Below are 18,159 nucleotides of genomic sequence, written 5' to 3'. Positions count from 1 at the left end.
TCCGGATTAATTAATTAAGAGTGATGAACGATCGCAGCGCATCGTCAAATTCTGTTTTGAACATAGCGTAGCTGAAATGTTCGGCCGGGTAACGTTGCGCATTTTGACTCATGATTTGATAGGTTTCTGGCACCATCAGCCTTTCCACCGCATCCGCGCACTCAAGGTGTGACAGCAGTTTCGGCGTTACCAGGGTATCGCTCAGCGGATCGTAGACATCGTGAGGGAAATCCACCAGGATGCCGGTCAGGCGTTGATGTTCTTCAATCGTCGCCGAAGGCGTTAGCCCAATACCGCAGCATCCGTCTTTAATTACCTCGGGTTGGCCATCGACCTGCGGGAAAATCACCGGGACGCCGAAATATAACGATTCCATGCAGGATAAACCAAAGGGCTCGGTGATCGGCGTACTCATATAGATATGCGTGCGGTTGAAGAAGTCGGCGACGTTATCCTGAAAGCCGCTGAAAGTGACCCGGTCGCCCAGCTCAAGTTTTTGCGCCAAGGCTTCAAATTCTTCCCTGTCGGGTCCCTTGCCCGCAATTTCCAGAGTAACATCATGCCCACGACGCAGCAGTTCTTGCATCATCAGCAACGACACGCTGATGCCTTTCAGGCTGACCAGGCGCGAGGCGGTGCCGATCCTGATCGGTTTACTGAGCGGTTTCAGGCTATCGCTGATACCGGAGGGCGTTTTCAGCCGATTGATCACCACGTGATTCGGGCAGGGCAAATTAAAGCGCAGTTCCATCACCCGTTTTGAGGCAAATGAGGCCGAGATCACCCCGTCCAGCATGGCGAGAAAACGTAAGGTCTTTTGATTCTTTGGGTAGCGCCATGAACAGCCGTGATCGTAATACACCAGCTTGCCGCGTTTCGGTTTGGCGGCCAGACCGGGCACCAGGTCCCAAACGATCACCACGTCGGCATTGGCCTTTTCGATTTTGCTTTTCAGCAGGTATTTGCGCAAAAACTGCGGGCAGCGCAGTGGCAAAGCGTTCACCAGCCGGTTGGCAAAGGTGACTTTCTGGCCAGGCATTTGCCGGCGGATCTCTTCACCGACCTCGCTACTGATGCAAATCACCTCGTTACTGCCGTCGGTGGTGTCGTTGATATACTGCAGGAACAGGCGTTCGACTCCACCCATTTTCCCTAAATTGATAACATGCAGCTTTTTCATCCAATAACCTTTTGCAACTCTGCCCAGGCTGCGTCGGCGGTGAGGGTTGCCATGCTTTTTTCTGGGGAAATCAATGAGTGTTGATTCTGACCATAGCCTCCGATCAATCCTGGATCGGTGGGGCCGAACAGCGTGATGTTCGGTCTGTCTAGCGCGGCGGTCAGGTGGCTGAGGCCGGTATCAACCGAGACCACGGCTTTCGCACCGGCCAGCACTTCGGCCACCTGCTGCAGGCTGAGCTTGGGTAAAACCTCCACCTGTGGGAAACCTTCCGCCAGACGCAGTGCGCGTTGACGCTCGTGCTCTGCGCCCCACGGCAGTTTGATCTTCAAACCGGTTGCCTCAGTTAACGCAATCAGCGCACGCCAGTGTGTTTCCGGCCAGTGTTTCTCATCGCGAGTGGTAGCATGTAAAAACACCAGATACTGGCCGGCATCGGCTGGCAGATGGCTGAGAAAACGGGCCGCAATGGCGTAATCGCCGACGCTGTCGGGTTTTTCGTAGCCCAGGCTTTTGGCAAACAGCTCGCGCGTACGCTCAACGGCATGTTGCTGTTTGTCGATATCGTAGCGGTGGTTGTAGAACCAGCTGGCGAAGGGCTCACGGGCGCTTTTGCTGTCCTGACCGTGTTTGCTGCCTTTGGCGATGCGGGTGATCAGTGCGGCGCTTTTGATTAGCCCCTGGGCGTCGATCACCGCGTCGTAATTTCGTTCCTGCACCACACGTTTAAAGTCGCAGCGTTGCTGGCGAGTTTCGCTGCCAAACCAGTTTTTTCGCCAGCGGCGGATTGCCACCGGGATCACGCGGTCTACCGCCGGGTGCCAGGTGGGAATTTGGCTGAAACCTTCCTCTACCACCCAATCGAAGCGAATGCCGGGGATCGCCCGCATCGCGTCGGTTAACGCCGGCAGCGTATGGAGCACATCTCCCATGGAGGAAGTTTTTACAATCAACACCTGCATGTTTATTCCTCGCTGGCGGCAAGTAACGGCGTCAGCGCGTCCAACACCTGCTGTGGCTGAATATCGATCAGGCTCTGATGATAACCCTGCTCGGCATCGCCTTTGCGTATCTTATGGTAACCGCTTATTAAGCGGATCACTTTGGCCTTGTCGGACAGCGGCGGCGTGAAGTCCGGGCTGCTTGGGCCGTACAAGGCAATCAGCGGCTTATTTAACGCGGCTGCTACGTGCATCAAACCGGAGTCGTTACTGACCACGGCCGAACAGGAAGCCAGCAGGATCACCGCTTGCTCAAGCTGGGTTTCCCCGGCCAGATTCATGCAAAAGCCACGGGAGTCATCATCCAGCGCGGTCCGTATCTGCTCACCCGCTTCATTATCTTTGGCGGAGCCAAACAGGGCGATTTGATAACCCCGGTCGATCAGCTTCTGCGCCAGAGCGGCATAGTGATAGTGCGGCCAGCGTTTGGCCGGGCCAAATTCGGCGCCTGGGCAAAAGCCGATAATCGGCCGATGGTCGGTCAGATTGAAGGCGGCGGTGGTTTCGGCAATCTCTTCGTCGCTGACCTGCAGTTGCGGCCACAGCAGTGGCTGCGGCAGATCTTCTGCGCGCTGAATGCGTTGTTTATCGTAGGCCAGTGCCACGTAACGCTGCACCATCAGTGGGAAGGCGGCTTTGTCCAGCAAGCGAATATCATTCAGCACGCCATAGCGCATTTCCCCGCGCCAGCCAGTGCGTTGCGGCACCTTGGCAAAGAAGGGCACCAGCGCAGATTTGAACGAGTTCGGCAGCACATAGGCGCGATCGTAGCCGTTGGCTCGCAGGGCATGCCCCAGTCGTCGACGTTCACCGAGTGCCAGCGCACCGTGGCCCAGTGGCATCGACAGGGCCTGATTGACCTCTGGCATGCGCGCCAGTAATGGACGACACCAGGCCGGTGCCATCACATCAATTTCTGCCGTCGGGTGCTCGGCCTTCAGGGTGCGGTAGAGACTTTGCGACATCATCATATCGCCAACCCAAGAAGGGCCGATAACCAGTATTTTCATACCCTACGTCAAATCCCTTCAGCTTAAGCGGTGCGGTTTAACCAGGCCATGTACTCTTTCACGCCTTCGGCGACCGTTTTGAACGGTGCGTCATAGCCGGCAGCGCGCAGTTTGGTCAGGTCGGCCTGAGTGAATGCCTGGTAGCGACCCTTCAGTTTTTCCGGGAACGGAATGTTTTCTACCGCACCTTTCTGGTGGAAGTCGACCACGGCATCGGCGACCGCCTGGAAGGTTTCCGCACGGCCGGTGCCGCAGTTGAAGATGCCGGATACGCCGCTTTTCAAGAACCACAGGTTCACTGCCGCCACGTCGCCGACGTAGATGAAGTCACGCTTGAAGTCCTGGCTGCCGTCGAACAGTTTTGGGTTCTCGCCACGGTTGATCTGGCCGTTCAGGTGGAACGCCACGCTGGCCATGCTGCCTTTGTGGCCTTCGCGCGGGCCGTAGACGTTGAAGTAACGGAAGCCGCAGATCTGTGATTCTGCCTCAGGCAGAATTTCACGGACATATTGGTCGAACAGGAATTTTGAGTAGCCGTAGACGTTCAGCGGTGCTTCAAATTGGCGCTCTTCGATAAATTCTTCGCGGCCGCCGTAGGTGGCAGCAGACGAGGCATACAGGAACGGGATCTCACGATCCAGGCAGTAGTGCAGCAGGTCTTTGGAGTACTGATAGTTATTGTCCATCATGTACTTGCCGTCCCACTCGGTGGTGGAAGAGCAGGCGCCCTCATGGAAGATGGCGTCGATTTCGCCCAGATCGTCACCGGCAATGATGTTGGCGATGAAATCTTCTTTATCGATATAGTCGGCGATATCGAGATCGACCAGGTTGGCGAATTTGGTGCCGTCTTTCAGGTTATCTACCACCAGGATATCGCGATACCCTGTGTCATTCAGCGCCTTAATGATATTGCTGCCGATCATGCCGGCGCCACCAGTGACGATAATCATTGGGTTACCCCTGTTATTCTGCCCGGTGGGACAGGCTGTCCCACACACAATGTCGCTTATAATAGCATTTCATGTCGCCGCAAACATCGGACGGGCTCCGAATATCCCGCGTTGTCGAGTGCTGCAGCACTTTGCCGTGATATCTGCTGCAATTTTCATATTCTCTCCCGCAGATTCTCGTCAGTTTGGTTACAAATCAGTAAAATATGTTGAAAACAGACCAATCCTGGAGATAACCGAATGTCCGCGTCTTTTTATCAGCAGTTGGAACAACAACTTGAGACCACCCGCAGCGAAGGTTTGTTCAAAGAAGAACGCATTATTACCAGCGCTCAGCAGGCGGATATTGCCGTTGCTGACGGCCGCCATGTGATCAACTTCTGTGCCAACAACTATCTTGGCCTGGCCAACCACCCGGCAATGATTGCGGCAGCCAAGGCCGGTATGGACAGCCACGGTTTCGGCATGGCGTCGGTGCGCTTTATCTGCGGCACCCAGGACAGCCATAAACAGCTGGAGCAAAAGCTGGCCGATTTTCTCGGCATGGAAGACGCCATTTTGTACTCCTCCTGCTTTGATGCCAACGGCGGGCTGTTCGAAACCCTGTTGGGCCCGGAAGACGCGATTATCTCCGATGCGTTAAACCATGCGTCGATCATTGACGGCGTTCGCCTGTGCAAGGCGAAGCGCTACCGTTACGCCAACAACGACATGACCGAACTGGCCGCGCAGCTTGAGCAGGCGAAAGCCGACGGCGCACGCCACATTATGATCGCCACCGACGGCGTGTTCTCAATGGACGGTGTGATCGCCAACCTGAAAGGGGTGTGTGACCTGGCGGACCAATATCAGGCGCTGGTGATGGTCGATGACTCCCACGCGGTCGGTTTTGTCGGGGCCAACGGGCGCGGCACCCACGAATATTGTGAAGTCATGGGCCGCGTCGACATTATTACCGGCACCCTGGGCAAGGCATTGGGCGGCGCTTCCGGCGGTTATACCGCAGCGAAAAAGGAAGTGGTGGAGTGGCTGCGCCAGCGTTCGCGCCCATATCTGTTCTCCAACTCGTTGGCACCGGCTATCGTTGCCGCTTCGATTAAAGTCCTGGAACTGCTGGAGCAGGGTGACGCGTTGCGCGACCGCCTGTGGGCCAATGCCAGCCTGTTCCGTGAAAAAATGACCGCGGCGGGCTTTACGCTGGCCGGGGCCGATCACGCCATCATCCCGGTGATGTTGGGTGAAGCAAAACTGGCGCAGGAATTTGCCAATGCGTTGCTCAAGGAAGGCATTTATGTAACGGGTTTCTTCTATCCGGTGGTGCCGAAAGGCCAGGCGCGCATCCGTACCCAGATGTCCGCCGATCATACCCCGGAGCAAATTGAACGTGCGATTGCGGCGTTCATTCGTATCGGTAAAGATCTTGGCGTTATTGCATAAGGTAAAACCATGAAAGCATTGTCAAAACTGAAAGCGGAAGAAGGGATTTGGATGACCGATGTGCCTCAGCCGGAGCTGGGCCATAACGACATCATGATTAAAATCCGTAAAACTGCGATCTGCGGTACCGATGTTCATATTTATAACTGGGATGAATGGTCACAGAAAACCATCCCGGTCCCTATGGTGGTCGGCCACGAATATGTGGGTGAAGTGGTCGCCATCGGCCAGGAAGTCAAAGGCTTCACCGTAGGTGACCGCGTTTCCGGCGAAGGCCATATCACCTGCGGCCATTGCCGTAACTGCCGTGGTGGCCGTACGCACCTGTGTCGCAACACCACCGGCGTGGGCGTGAACCGTCCAGGCTCATTTGCTGAATATCTGGTGATCCCGGCGTTTAACGCCTTCAAAATCCCGGACAATATTTCCGATGAGCTGGCGTCTATCTTCGACCCGTTCGGCAATGCGGTTCACACCGCGCTGTCGTTTGATCTGGTTGGCGAAGACGTGCTGGTTTCCGGTGCCGGGCCGATCGGCATCATGGCGGCGGCGGTGTGCAAGCACGTTGGCGCCCGCCATGTGGTGATCACCGACGTTAACGAATACCGCCTGGATCTGGCGCGCAAAATGGGCGTGACCCGTGCGGTGAACGTCAGCAAAGAAAACCTGAATGACGTGATGGCCGAGCTGGGCATGACTGAGGGCTTTGACGTTGGGTTGGAAATGTCCGGTGCGCCACCGGCGTTCCGTACCTTGCTCAATGCGATGAACCACGGCGGGCGTATTGCCATGCTGGGTATTCCGCCGTCGGATATGTCGATCGACTGGAATCAGGTGATCTTCAAAGGGCTGTTTATCAAAGGGATTTACGGCCGCGAAATGTTTGAGACCTGGTACAAGATGGCAGCACTGATCCAGTCTGGTCTGGATCTGACACCTATCATCACCCACCGTTTCTCAGTCGACCAGTTCCAGCAGGGCTTTGACGCCATGCGTTCCGGCCTGTCCGGCAAAGTGATTTTGAGCTGGGACTAGTTTTTCAATCCGGGTTTGATGTGGGTAAAAGGGCCGGAATTTCCGGCCCTGAATGACGTGGTCAGGTAATTAACCGCACAGCCGCGTACGGTGCCCCGGTCAGATAGTTTTAATACACATCACCTGGTATTTACCATCGGTAATGGTAATACCTGCAGTTTCGTGTTCAAACCCTGCGAAGGTGTCATCCCATTTTTGCAATGCGCGCAGGTAGGCAATTTGCGCACTTTCTTTCCCATCGCTGCCTGCTTCACCGAATTTTTCGCCGGACATCAGCATAGGGATACCCGGTGGATAAGGGAGAACCGCATTGGCTGCTACCCTGCCATGCAGGTCATCAAGACCGACCAGCTCACATTCGCCTTGAACCATTTTTTGGTACGCGGCACGCGGTGTATGCACCGGTGTTGGCAGATCGTCATAGGCCTGATTAAGCAGTTTGCCGAGGTTATCCTGTTTCAGGAAGGCAAACATCTTATCACCGAGATCTTTCAGGCCCAGGGCGCCGTACTCCGCGCTGTATTTTGTGGCAAGATCCGGCAACACTTCGGACAGTGGGGTGTTGGCGTCATAATGGCGCTTAAAGGACAGCAGCGCTTCCAGCAAAGTCCCCCATTTGCCTTTGGTCACCCCCATAGAGAACAGGAACATCAGTTGGAAGTCGGTGGTGCGGGTTGGCACAATGCCGTTGCGGGCTAGCCAGGCGTTAACCAGGGCTGCCGGCACCCCGGTGTCTTCCAGCGTACCGTCCACTTTAATGCCCGGAGCCAGGATGCTGACTTTGACCGGGTCGATCATCGCCCAATCCGCGTCGAGACCTTTGAAGCCATGCCACTCATCATCTGGATTCATTACCCAGTAGCTTTGATCGGTAGCCAGAGCCTCTGCGGGGATATCTTGGAATGGGACGTCTTTTTGCGTTTTGGGATCGAGGCCTTCTTCGATATTCCAGGGTTTAAAGAACCACTCACCTTTTTTCTGGAATTCTGCATACAGGCGGGCTAATGCCTGGCGGAAGTCCACTGCTTCATTGATGGCCTCTTGGGTTAGCGATTGGCCGCATTCCCCGTCCATCATCTGTGCGGCAATATCGTTAGACGCGGCAATGATATAAGACGGTGAGGTGGTGGTGTGCATCATATAGGCTTGGTTAAAGCGCGGGAAATCTAATGGAGCCGTTTGGCCATTACGGATATGAATGTAAGAGGCGGGCGACAGCGCATTGAGCATTTTATGGCTGGACTGGGTGGCAACGATCGTTGATGCATAAGGTGCCTTAGGCGCTTTTGGATCACCACGCATGGCAAAGTAATTTTTATACATCGGGTTAAAGCGGGCATAGCCATACCAGGCTTCATCAAAATGAAGCACTGGAACTATACTTTCCCGTCCCGCCCCGGGACTAATAGCGCGCTCTATCGCTGCTACGTTATAACAAATACCGTCATAAGTACTGTTTGTTAGTACAAGGTATCCATTATCCCGCTCGCCAAATGGATTATGCAGCAGTTTATATTTTATGGTGTTGTACCACATCTCTGAATTTGGTACTGGCCCAATAATCCCATAAGCATTGCGGATGGGGTTCATATAGACCGGTGCGGCCCCGGTGAGAATTAGCCCCTGCTCGATTGATTTATGACAATTACGGTCGACTACTGCAGCCAGTTTCTCGGTCAAACAGGCCTGCATCACGCTGCGGTTGTTGCCAGAAGTGCCCACCACGCCGGAATAGGATTGTTGTGCACCAAACACGCGGGCAATGTTTTTTTCGCTGTCTTTAAAGGCACCGGTATGGTCCAGCAATGAGCCCATTGCGGTTCGTTCGATGCCTGAATCGGTGCGAAACAGGTTCTCGCCATAGAAATCGTGATAGACGCGGCCGGCTGGCGTTTTGGTAAAGCCCACCCCGCCCTGGTGCCCAGGTGCCGACCAGGAATATTCATGGGTCTGGTTGTATTTCATTATGGCCGACATCAGCGGCGGCAGTAGCTGCTGTCGGTAGCGTCTAATGGCGGCCATAATGCGCCCGGCGATAAAATCAGCCGAGTCTTCCAGGATCCAGGCGAATTCACTGATTTGTTCCATCATCTCGAGGCTAAGTTCTTTGGTGACGGTGCCGCGGTCGCTCAGCAGAAACACCGGCGCATTTTCTTGGCGCTTATGTAGTTTATCCAATAAGTTCTGTGCGGGATCGACTTCTTTCGGGTCCATGCTACGGGCCAACAGCAGGCAATCAATAGGCTCGTTAGCGTCGATAATGGACTCACCGTCCGGCACAGAAGTGGCGCGCATGACTTCAATATCACGGTTATTCAACTGCTTAATCAGGCGTTCTATTGCGGCGGTGGGGTAACCGCCTGGTGTTGTAAACTTGCTTTCTACCAATAGTGCTTTCATATCAATTAACTCCATTTATGTATTGATCGTTGTTTAACCTATGCCTGTTCTGCCGACGTATTATTGACATAGGTTAATAAATATTAACTTTTTCTGGTGGTATTAATGTCTTTGCGATCATGTGAAATGGAATGATTGGTATGGTTTTGCATTGAAATTATTTGATTTATTTTATTATTGTTGCTTTTGTTTTTACATTTCTGCTATTTCAAAATGATATTTTTATCATCATAATTAAAGAATTATTAATGAGTTTATCGGGTGTGATGATCGGGATTACGGGCAGGTGTGAGGGGATTTCAGGAAAAGAAAAGCGACAAGCAGAAGGCTCTGCTTGTCGCCTGTTTTAGCGGGAAAACTTACGACTTGGTTTGTTCCGGCCCTGTCCAGCGTTGCCACTGGCGTTGAATAAATGTCACGGCGGGTGACTGCGCCACGCTTTCGCCGATCACGCTCATCACCTTGCCGGCGTTGACTTTTTCTTTCGGCAACTTGACCTTGCACTGCTTGATACCGCCAGTGAACGGGTTCTTCGGCTGCGGTTTCGGCGGTTTGGCCACTGGTGGGACGTAACTACCGCCGCTGCCGCCCTGCGGTTCATTCAGCAGAGAGCTGGGTTTTACCAACACAATATCGGCTGGTAATGTCGGCAGCATTTGCTGCAACACTCTTACCGTTGCCGGGCGCGGGTGGCCAATGGCGATGGCGGAGCCGTTGCGTCGTGCCAGCTCGACCGCGCGGTTGAACTGACGGCGGATGTCGGCTTCGTTGGCGGTATCGTCCAGGAATACCTTCCGCTTGATCACCTTCACGTGTGTGCCGGCGGCAGCGCGGGTGGCCTGGCTATTGCCAATGGTCATGCTGTCGAGGAAATAGAGCTGGTAGCTGTCGAGCGCCTGCATCACCTTCTGCATGGCCGGCAGGCTGGAGGTCATGGCGCTGCCCATATGGTTATTCATACCCACCGCATAGGGCACATTATTGACCGCATTGCGGATAATGCGCTGGATCTCTTCGCTGCTCATCGAAGGCTGCAACGTATCGCGTTCCAGCGGTTGCTTGCTGAGCGGTGCCATCGGCATATGGATCAGCACTTCGCGGCCCTGACTGTGGGCGCGGGTGGCCATTAAATGGGCATGAGGGGCGTTGGGCAGTACGGCGACGGAGATAGCCGTCGGCATCTGCAGCACGGCACCTTCCTCATGCGGGCGATAACCCACGTCATCGATAACGATGGATAACTTCCCTGCCTGTGCGGCACAAACCTGCAGCAGACAGCCAATCAATACGACAGTACGGGTTTTGATATAGCGCAAATCTATCTTCCCAACCACGGCAGTGGGTTAACGGCCTGACCCTGGCGACGAATTTCGAAATAGAGCGACGGCGTTCCCTGGCCCCCGCTGGTACCCACTAAGGCGATTGGTTGACCGGCACGCACCTGCGCCCCGACATTGACCAACGCGCTTTGGTTGTAGCCATACAGACTCATGTCGCCCTTACCGTGCTCGATGACGACCACCAGGCCATAGCCCTGTAACCAGTCGGCCAGCAATACGCGGCCATCGGCAATGGCTTTCACTTCGCTGCCTTCTCTGGCCTCAATGACCATGCCTTTCCAGCGTAGCTCGCCCTGCAGCTGTTCGCCGAAACCGTGCAGTGTGCGGCCGCGCACCGGCCATATGGCCTGTCCGTTTGGTCGACCGAGGCCGCCGGTACGGGCCATCAGTGAACGGTCGGCTTCGCTTGGTTTATAGCTGGTGCCGGTTTTCTTCGCCTGCTGTTCTTTGACGCGAACCTGTTCGCGCACCTTGGCGGCTTCACGCGCTTCGCGTTCCGCACGGGCGCGGGCTTCTCGTTCGGCCCGGGCAATTTTGTCGCGCATGCGGGTTTCGTTCTGACGCAGTTCCACCAGACGTTGCTGATCTTTTTCCAGCGAGGCTTCCAGTGCGGTCAGCGTTTTCTTACGTGCTCCGCGTGCCTGCTCCAGCTTCTGTTGCTGCGTCTGTTGCTCGCCCAGCAGCGATTTCTGTTGGCCTTGCTTGGCGACCAGCGTAGTTTTTTGCCTGGCCAGTTCGGCGCGGGTTTGTTTCAGCTCTTCAATCGTTTGCTGGCGTGCTTCGTTCAGATAACCGAAGTAAGCCAAAATACGTTCGCTGCGTTGGCTCTCTTCACCACTAAGCACCAACTGGACGGCGCTGTGCTGGCCCTGCCTAAAGGCGGCATCGAGTTGCTTGGCAAGGATTTCCTGCTGGGTTGACTGCTGTTTTTGCAGCTTGGCGATTGAGGCGTTCAGGCCGGAGATATCTTTCCCCAACTGGCTCAAAGTGCCCTGGGTATCACGCAGCAGGCGGCTGGCCTGCGCGATGGTTTTTTCTTGCTGCTTAAGCTGATCCTGCAGTGAGCTGCGCTGTTGCTGCTGCTGTTTAACCGCCTTTTCTTTCTCGGCGATGCTCTGCTGGATGTCTTTGAGTTGGGATTTGTTGTCTTCCGCCGCCTGGCTGGCTAACGGCAACAACAAGACGCCAGCGTAAAATACGCTGGCGCACATGGTGGTCAACTTCCTTGGCGCGGTGCGTTCAGGCAGCGGTTGGCTGCCTGCGTTTGCGCTTCGGGTTACCCTTGATAGTGCAAAAAACGCCTTTTCCCTCATGGAGAAGGATTATTCCACGATGAACAGCGGCTTACCAGTCATCTCTTGCGGGATTTCCATTCCCATCAGCGCCAGCATGGTTGGTGCGATGTCCGAAAGCTTGCCACCATTGACTGCGCTGGCAGGCTTGCCGATGTAAATCAGCGGTACCGGCAGGCTGGTGTGAGCGGTATGCGCCTGACCGGTAGCCGGATCGCGCATTTGTTCGGCGTTGCCGTGATCGGCGGTGATCAGCAACTGCCCGTCGACGGCCTTAACTGCCTCAACCACCTGAGCAATGCAGTTATCCAGAGTTTCTACTGCCTTCACTGCCGCGTCGTAGACCCCGGTATGGCCCACCATGTCCCCATTCGGATAGTTGCAGATAATGGCGTCGTATTTACCACTGGCAATGGCGGCCAGCAGTTTGTCGGTTAGCTCGGCGGCGCTCATTTCCGGCTGCAGATCGTAGGTAGCGACCTTCGGTGAGTTGATCAGCACGCGATCTTCACCGGTGAAGGGTTCTTCAACACCGCCGTTAAAGAAGAAGGTGACGTGAGCGTATTTTTCGGTTTCCGAGATGCGTAGCTGGGTCTTGTCGTGTTTCATCAGCCACTCACCGAAGGTATTGCTCAGCGATGCAGGCGGATAGGCGCAAGGGGCTTTGATATCGGCGGCATACTCGGTCAACATCACGAAATCACCAAAATTGATGACTTTGGCGCGAGGGAAGCCGTCGAAATCGGCATTAACGAAAGAGCGGACGATCTGGCGTGCGCGATCGGCACGGAAGTTCATGAAGATCAGTGCGTCGCCATCATGTAATTCGGCCTTGGCTTCACCGGCGGCTTGCAGCACGGTCGGCTTGACGAATTCGTCGTTTTCACCGCGCTCGTAAGCGGCCTGCAGAGCAGCCACGGCGTTATCGGTGACGTAATCGCCCTTGGCCTGGGTCAGCAGATCGTAGGCCAGTTGAACACGGTCCCAACGGTTGTCGCGGTCCATGGCGTAATAACGGCCAATCAGCGACGCGATGCGCCCGGTGCCCAGTTTGGCAAAGGCATCGCTAAAGCGTTGCAGAGAGGCTTCTGCGCTGCGTGGCGGGGTATCGCGACCGTCCAGGAAGGCGTGCAGGTAAACGGCTTTGGCGCCGCGCTGCGAAGCCAGTTCAATCATCGCCAGAATATGGTCTTCGTGGCTGTGGACGCCGCCCGGTGACAGCAGGCCCATGATATGTACCGCTTTGCCGGCCTGTACGGCCTTATCGACCGCCGCCGTCAGCGTCGGGTTGGCGAAGAAATCGCCTTCTTTGATTTCTTTATCCAGTCGGGTCAAGTCCTGATAAACGATGCGCCCGGCACCCAGGTTGACGTGGCCGACTTCCGAGTTACCCATCTGACCGTCAGGCAGGCCGACATCCAGCCCGGACGCGGCGATCAGCTGGTGTGGCTGCTGTTGCCACAGACGGTCCATTACCGGCGTTTTGGCGTTCAGAATGGCGTTGTCCTGTTGCTCCTCGCGGTGGCCGTAACCGTCCAGGATCACCAGTACCATCGGCTTTTTGTTACTCGACATTGCGTTAACCTCGTTATGAACTTTTAAGTTGTGAATAGTCATCAACCCCTGGCCGGGCGGATGACTATTCACTCTCAAAACCGCCCGATTTTACAACGCGACCGCTTAAAAAGAGCCCAGAGAGATCAAAGTTGCGGTGAACAAGGGCGGCTTTTATGCTGTGGCATCGTGAATTTCTCAGCGTAGCCCGCAGTTTCTGCAATAGCGCTTGCTTATTGGCTGTATTTGCTGCACTCGGCAGGTATACTCTGGAACCTTGAGTTATTTTTTCCCTTAACTAACGGGAGTTGTTACACCCCATGCTGCAAGAAATTATGCAATTCGTTAGCAAGCATCCCATACTGAGCCTGGCCTGGATCGCCCTGCTGGTTGCGGTGATCGTCATGACGTTCAAGAGCAGTTTCTCCAAGGTGAAAGAGATCACCCGTGGTGAAGCCACCCGCCTGATTAATAAAGAAGATGCTGTTGTGGTTGATACCCGCAGCCGTGATGATTTCCGCCGTGGCCACCTGGCCAACGCCATCAACCTGACCGCCAGCGAAATCAAAAGCGGCAGTCTGGGCGAGCTGGAAAAACACAAGGCTCAGCCGATCATCGTGGTTTGTGCCAACGGCACCACCTCCCGCGAGCCGGCAGAGAACCTGAGCAAGGCCGGTTTTGAAAACGTAGTTACGCTGAAAGACGGTATTGCCGGCTGGAGCGGGGAAAACCTGCCGTTAGTGCGCGGTAAGTAATTCTTTAACGTATTTGAGGTGGTAATCCATGGCTAACATTGATATCTACACCAAAGCGACCTGTCCGTTCTGTCATCGCGCCAAAGCGTTGCTGAACAGCAAGGGAGCCGCGTTTAACGAAATCGCCATTGATGGTGATAATGAAAAACGCGAAGCGATGATTGCGCGCAGTGGGCGCACCACCGTGCCTCAGATTTTCATCGACGGCCAACATATTGGCGGCTGTGATGATTTATATGAACTCGATGCTCGTGGTGGTCTGGATCCGCTGCTTTAAGCGGATGACTGCCGGTTACTGAGTATCAATAAGGACGTTTAACCAAGGGTATTACACACATGTCAGAACAAAACAGCACAGAGATGGCTTTCCAGATCCAGCGTATTTACACCAAGGATATCTCCTTCGAAGCGCCAAAGGCTCCGCAGGTTTTCCAGCAGGAATGGCAGCCAGAAGTTAAACTGGATCTAGATACCGCTTCCAGCCAGTTGGCTGATGAAGTGTATGAAGTTGTACTGCGCGTAACCGTGACGGCCTCTCTGGGCGAAGAAACTGCGTTCCTGTGTGAAGTGCAGCAGGCGGGTATCTTCTCCGTAGCGGGCATCGACGGTACTCAGTTGGCGCATTGCCTGGGTGCATACTGCCCGAACATTCTGTTCCCGTATGCGCGTGAGTGCATCACCAGCCTGGTTTCTCGCGGTACATTCCCGCAGTTGAACCTGGCACCGGTTAACTTTGACGCGCTGTTCATGAACTATCTGCAGCAGCAGTCAGAAGGCGAAGGTGCCGCACCACATCAGGATGCCTGATGAACACCGTCAATGCTTCAATGACTGTAATCGGTGCCGGCTCGTACGGCACCGCATTAGCTATTACGCTGGCGCGTAACGGCCACTCCGTGGTGCTGTGGGGTCATAACCCCGAGCAAATCCAAAAGATGCAGCGCGATCGCTGCAATCAGGCATTTCTTCCCGATGTCGCTTTCCCCGATACCCTGTTGCTTGAAGCCGATCTGGCGCGCGCGCTGGCTGCCAGCCGCGATGTGCTGGTGGTAGTGCCAAGCCACGTGTTCGGTGACGTGCTGCGCCAGTTGAAACCGCATCTGCGTCCGGATGCCCGCATTGTGTGGGCCACCAAAGGGCTGGAAGCGGAAACCGGCAGGCTGTTGCAGGACGTGGCGCGCGAAGCGCTGGGCGAGGCTATTCCGCTGGCGGTGGTCTCAGGGCCGACGTTTGCCAAAGAGCTGGCCGCCGGGCTGCCGACCGCGATTGCGCTGGCTTCTACCGACGCGCAGTTCGCCGAAGATTTGCAGCAGTTGTTGCACTGTGGCAAAAGTTTCCGCGTGTACAGCAACCCCGATTTTATCGGCGTTCAACTGGGCGGGGCGGTGAAGAACGTGATTGCCATCGGTGCCGGGATGTCAGACGGTATCGGTTTTGGTGCCAATGCGCGTACGGCACTGATTACCCGTGGCCTGACGGAAATGACCCGTCTTGGCTCTGCGTTGGGGGCTGACCCATCGACCTTTATGGGCATGGCCGGGTTGGGCGATCTGGTGTTAACCTGCACCGATAATCAATCGCGCAACCGCCGTTTCGGTATTATGCTGGGACAGGGTAAAGGCGTGCAGGAAGCGCAGGACAGCATCGGTCAGGTGGTCGAAGGCTATCGCAATACCAAAGAGGTATTGGCACTGGCGCAACGCTACGGCGTGGAAATGCCGATTACCGAACAGATTTATCAGGTGTTGTATTGCCATAAAAATGCCCGAGAAGCTGCGCTGAGCCTGCTGGGGCGTACCAGAAAAGACGAAAAGCACAGCGCATAACCTAGATACCCTGCAGCTTGAAAGATGACGGGTATAAAAACGATATGCGGGGCGGCATGCTGACCCGGCAATTGAATTGGGCTGCCTGACTGCGATGCGGTGAGGCAGCCTGTTTTGCAAGGCGGAGAGGAACCTGATGTCGTCAGAAGAGTTAGAGCAGGTCTGGAATAGCATCAAATCAGAGGCAAGAGAGCTGGCTGAGTGTGAACCGATGCTGGCTAGCTTTTATCATGCGACGTTGCTCAAGCACGACAACCTGGGGGGTGCGCTCAGCTATATTCTGGCAAACAAGTTGGCCAACCCGATTATGCCCGCTATTGCGGTGCGTGAAGTGGTGGAAGACGCTTACCTGGCCGATCAGCAAATGATCGTTTCGGCGGCTCGCGACATCCTGGCGGTGCGCTTGCGTGACCCGGCAGTAGACAAGTACTCGACGCCGCTGTTGTACCTGAAAGGCTTCCATGCGCTACAGGCTTACCGTATCGGCCACTGGCTGTGGTTGCAGGGGCGACAGGCGCTGGCGATCTATCTGCAAAACCAGATTTCGGTCGCTTTTGGCGTGGATATCCATCCGGCTGCGACCATTGGTTGCGGCATCATGCTCGACCACGCTACCGGCATTGTGATCGGTGAAACCGCGGTGGTAGAAAATAATGTCTCTATTCTGCAATCGGTCACCCTTGGTGGTACCGGAAAGACCAGCGGCGATCGCCACCCGAAGATCCGCGAAGGCGTAATGATTGGCGCCGGGGCTAAAATTCTCGGCAATATCGAAGTGGGTAAAGGCGCGAAAATCGGTGCCGGTTCGGTGGTGCTGCAATCGGTGCCACCGCATACTACGGCTGCCGGTGTGCCGGCGCGCATTGTCGGTCGACCGGAAAGCGATACGCCATCGATGGATATGGATCAGTACTTCAACGGTACCAACCACGGTTTTGAGTACGGCGACGGCATTTAAGCCGGTGGGTTCAAGAATAAATTCAGGGGAGCTTCGGCTCCCCTGATGCTTTCTGACGCGGGATTAACCCTGTTTCGGGAAGTTGGTGATATCGGTGACGACGTCGTCGATCGCCGCTTTCACATCCTCTGCAGTGACCGGCGTGCTGTCGTTGCTAACGGTTTTGCCATAGGTTTTACGCACGACTTCCAGCACTGTTTTACCGGTGTCCTGATCGATCAACTCACCTTCAATATAAAGCGTGGTGTTTTGAGTTCTGTGGCCACTGGCAGCCATGGTGCCGGCAACCACCGCGGCAACTGGAACGACCTCATAGAATTTCATGTCTTCATCTTCAGCGGAGACGGCGGTAATGGCGAGTTTGGCCACCAGAACGCGCGAACCAGCCGGACTTTTCAGGATGGTAAAGCGATCCTGAAGCGCAGCTTTTATCCGCTGGGTGGAATAGGCCTTGATTTTATTCAGCGTGTCCTGGCTCACACGTGTGGTCGGTTTTTCCGCTGGGAAATAGACGACCGGCTGGAAATACAGGCCGCGGTAGTTGGATTCTTTGTAGCTTGGGTCGATCCAACGCAGCGTTTTATGGCCGCTTGGCGACGTCGTTTCTTGCAATTTGCTGTAGTCAGACAGGAACCCCGAGTACTGCTTTGTAGTGGTCACTTTGGACGAACAACCCGCCAGCAACAAACTCACTGCCAATGCCGCCATGGCAACGCTCAAGCGTTGTTTTTTCATACGATTTCCTATGATGAGTGCCGATAACCCTTACAAAAGATAGCTCATTATCTTCTGCCATAGCGAATGTTTTGGCGCTGTGCGTGCCATGTTACGGGGCGGCCTATCAGGATCGTGATGCGCAGCTTGTTTTTACTTGCAAAGCGCGTAGTCAGGATTTGATCAGCGCACCCGCATAGTCCAGTTGCCGCCAGGCTTCATACACCACTACGGCCACGGCGTTGGACAGGTTCATGCTACGGCTTTGTGCCTGCATCGGAATGCGGATTTTCTGTTGTGCCGGCAAGGCTTCGAGGATTTCAGCAGGCAGCCCGCGGGTTTCCGGCCCAAACAGCAAATAGTCGCCGGCCTGATAGCTGACCGCGCTGTGCGCGGGGGTGCCTTTGGTGGTCAGGGCAAACAGCCGCTGCGGATTTTCGCTGGCGATAAAAGCGGCGTAGTCGGCGTGACGTCGGATGCTGGCGAATTCATGATAGTCCAGCCCGGCGCGGCGCAGGCGTTTGTCATCCCACGGGAAGCCCATCGGTTCTATCAGGTGCAGTTGAAAACCGGTATTGGCACACAGGCGGATGATATTGCCGGTATTGGGTGGAATTTCGGGTTCGAATAAAACAATGTTCAACATGTAAAAAGCCCCTCATGACGAGGGGCGCAGAATAGCAAAATCTTACCGGCCTGTCTTA

17 protein-coding genes are annotated in these 18,159 nt (G+C 55.1%); 7 read left to right on the top strand and 10 right to left on the bottom strand.

Features of this window, described 5'->3' with window-relative positions; genetic code table 11:
* Positions 1-10: 10 nt before the first annotated feature.
* From ACSOSI_RS25370 to rfaD, 4 genes are read right to left on the bottom strand one after another with little or no spacing between them, the layout of a single operon-like run.
* Complete coding sequence (locus ACSOSI_RS25370; protein ID WP_476706332.1) at positions 11-1,180, bottom strand: glycosyltransferase; 1,170 nt, start codon at positions 1,178-1,180, stop codon at positions 11-13.
* Positions 1,177-2,142, bottom strand: coding sequence for a lipopolysaccharide heptosyltransferase RfaC (gene rfaC / locus ACSOSI_RS25365; RefSeq protein WP_476706331.1), 966 nt, complete (start codon positions 2,140-2,142; stop codon positions 1,177-1,179). Before rfaC ends, ACSOSI_RS25370 begins: the two co-directional genes overlap by 4 nt.
* A gap of 2 nt (positions 2,143-2,144) precedes the next feature.
* On the bottom strand, positions 2,145-3,191 hold the full coding sequence (rfaF, locus tag ACSOSI_RS25360) for an ADP-heptose--LPS heptosyltransferase RfaF (protein ID WP_476706330.1): 1,047 nt from the start codon (positions 3,189-3,191) through the stop codon (positions 2,145-2,147).
* A 23-nt stretch (positions 3,192-3,214) separates the two neighbouring features.
* On the bottom strand, positions 3,215-4,144 hold the full coding sequence (rfaD, locus tag ACSOSI_RS25355; RefSeq protein WP_012147498.1) for an ADP-glyceromanno-heptose 6-epimerase: 930 nt from the start codon (positions 4,142-4,144) through the stop codon (positions 3,215-3,217).
* Positions 4,145-4,384: 240 nt separating this feature from the next.
* Here rfaD and kbl point away from each other — a divergent pair, with 240 nt between their 5' ends.
* Positions 4,385-5,581, top strand: coding sequence for a glycine C-acetyltransferase (kbl, locus tag ACSOSI_RS25350; protein ID WP_012147497.1), 1,197 nt, complete (start codon positions 4,385-4,387; stop codon positions 5,579-5,581).
* A 9-nt stretch (positions 5,582-5,590) separates the two neighbouring features.
* Positions 5,591-6,616 carry an L-threonine 3-dehydrogenase gene (gene tdh / locus ACSOSI_RS25345; protein ID WP_476706329.1) on the top strand — a complete coding sequence of 342 codons (1,026 nt, stop codon included), beginning with the start codon at positions 5,591-5,593 and terminating at the stop codon, positions 6,614-6,616.
* A 99-nt stretch (positions 6,617-6,715) separates the two neighbouring features.
* On the opposite strand, the gene adiA is transcribed toward tdh, so the two are convergent.
* The 4 genes from adiA to gpmM form a co-directional block, all read right to left on the bottom strand.
* On the bottom strand, positions 6,716-9,016 hold the full coding sequence (gene adiA, locus ACSOSI_RS25340; protein WP_476706328.1) for an arginine decarboxylase: 2,301 nt from the start codon (positions 9,014-9,016) through the stop codon (positions 6,716-6,718).
* Between the two features lie 359 nt (positions 9,017-9,375).
* The gene (locus ACSOSI_RS25335) at positions 9,376-10,332 is read right to left on the bottom strand and encodes a divergent polysaccharide deacetylase family protein (RefSeq protein WP_476706327.1); all 957 of its coding nucleotides are present in this window, start codon (positions 10,330-10,332) and stop codon (positions 9,376-9,378) included.
* 2 nt (positions 10,333-10,334) lie between these two features.
* On the bottom strand, positions 10,335-11,669 hold the full coding sequence (gene envC, locus ACSOSI_RS25330) for a murein hydrolase activator EnvC (RefSeq protein WP_261422858.1): 1,335 nt from the start codon (positions 11,667-11,669) through the stop codon (positions 10,335-10,337).
* A gap of 9 nt (positions 11,670-11,678) precedes the next feature.
* A complete protein-coding gene (gene gpmM, locus ACSOSI_RS25325; RefSeq protein ID WP_218218251.1) occupies positions 11,679-13,223 on the bottom strand; it encodes a 2,3-bisphosphoglycerate-independent phosphoglycerate mutase in 1,545 nt (514 codons plus the stop codon).
* A gap of 299 nt (positions 13,224-13,522) precedes the next feature.
* Between gpmM and ACSOSI_RS25320 the strand changes: the two genes are divergently transcribed.
* The 5 genes from ACSOSI_RS25320 to cysE all read left to right on the top strand — a co-directional run bounded on the left by ACSOSI_RS25320 (position 13,523) and on the right by cysE (position 16,741).
* Complete coding sequence (locus tag ACSOSI_RS25320; protein WP_012147491.1) at positions 13,523-13,957, top strand: rhodanese-like domain-containing protein; 435 nt, start codon at positions 13,523-13,525, stop codon at positions 13,955-13,957.
* Positions 13,958-13,985: 28 nt separating this feature from the next.
* Positions 13,986-14,234 (top strand): glutaredoxin 3, encoded by a 249-nt coding sequence (gene grxC / locus ACSOSI_RS25315; protein WP_012147490.1) that lies wholly within the window; start codon positions 13,986-13,988, stop codon positions 14,232-14,234.
* A 59-nt stretch (positions 14,235-14,293) separates the two neighbouring features.
* Positions 14,294-14,764 carry a protein-export chaperone SecB gene (gene secB / locus ACSOSI_RS25310; RefSeq protein ID WP_012147489.1) on the top strand — a complete coding sequence of 157 codons (471 nt, stop codon included), beginning with the start codon at positions 14,294-14,296 and terminating at the stop codon, positions 14,762-14,764.
* Positions 14,764-15,783 (top strand): NAD(P)H-dependent glycerol-3-phosphate dehydrogenase, encoded by a 1,020-nt coding sequence (gene gpsA, locus ACSOSI_RS25305; protein ID WP_012147488.1) that lies wholly within the window; start codon positions 14,764-14,766, stop codon positions 15,781-15,783. Before secB ends, gpsA begins: the two co-directional genes overlap by 1 nt.
* Positions 15,784-15,919: 136 nt before the next feature.
* Entirely contained in the window at positions 15,920-16,741 is an 822-nt protein-coding gene (cysE, locus tag ACSOSI_RS25300) for a serine O-acetyltransferase (RefSeq protein WP_012147487.1), read from the top strand.
* A 63-nt stretch (positions 16,742-16,804) separates the two neighbouring features.
* Here the strand turns inward: cysE and ACSOSI_RS25295 are convergent, their stop codons facing one another.
* Together ACSOSI_RS25295 and trmL are read right to left on the bottom strand one after the other, a co-directional pair.
* Entirely contained in the window at positions 16,805-17,476 is a 672-nt protein-coding gene (locus ACSOSI_RS25295) for a DUF3313 domain-containing protein (protein ID WP_012147486.1), read from the bottom strand.
* Positions 17,477-17,627: 151 nt separating this feature from the next.
* Entirely contained in the window at positions 17,628-18,101 is a 474-nt protein-coding gene (gene trmL / locus ACSOSI_RS25290) for a tRNA (uridine(34)/cytosine(34)/5-carboxymethylaminomethyluridine(34)-2'-O)-methyltransferase TrmL (protein WP_012147485.1), read from the bottom strand.
* Positions 18,102-18,159: the final 58 nt, after the last annotated feature.

The sequence above is a fragment of the Serratia sp. AR11 genome (assembly GCF_056376275.1).
Note: the sequence above shows the minus strand (reverse complement) of the source record. Positions and strands in the feature narration are given on the sequence as shown.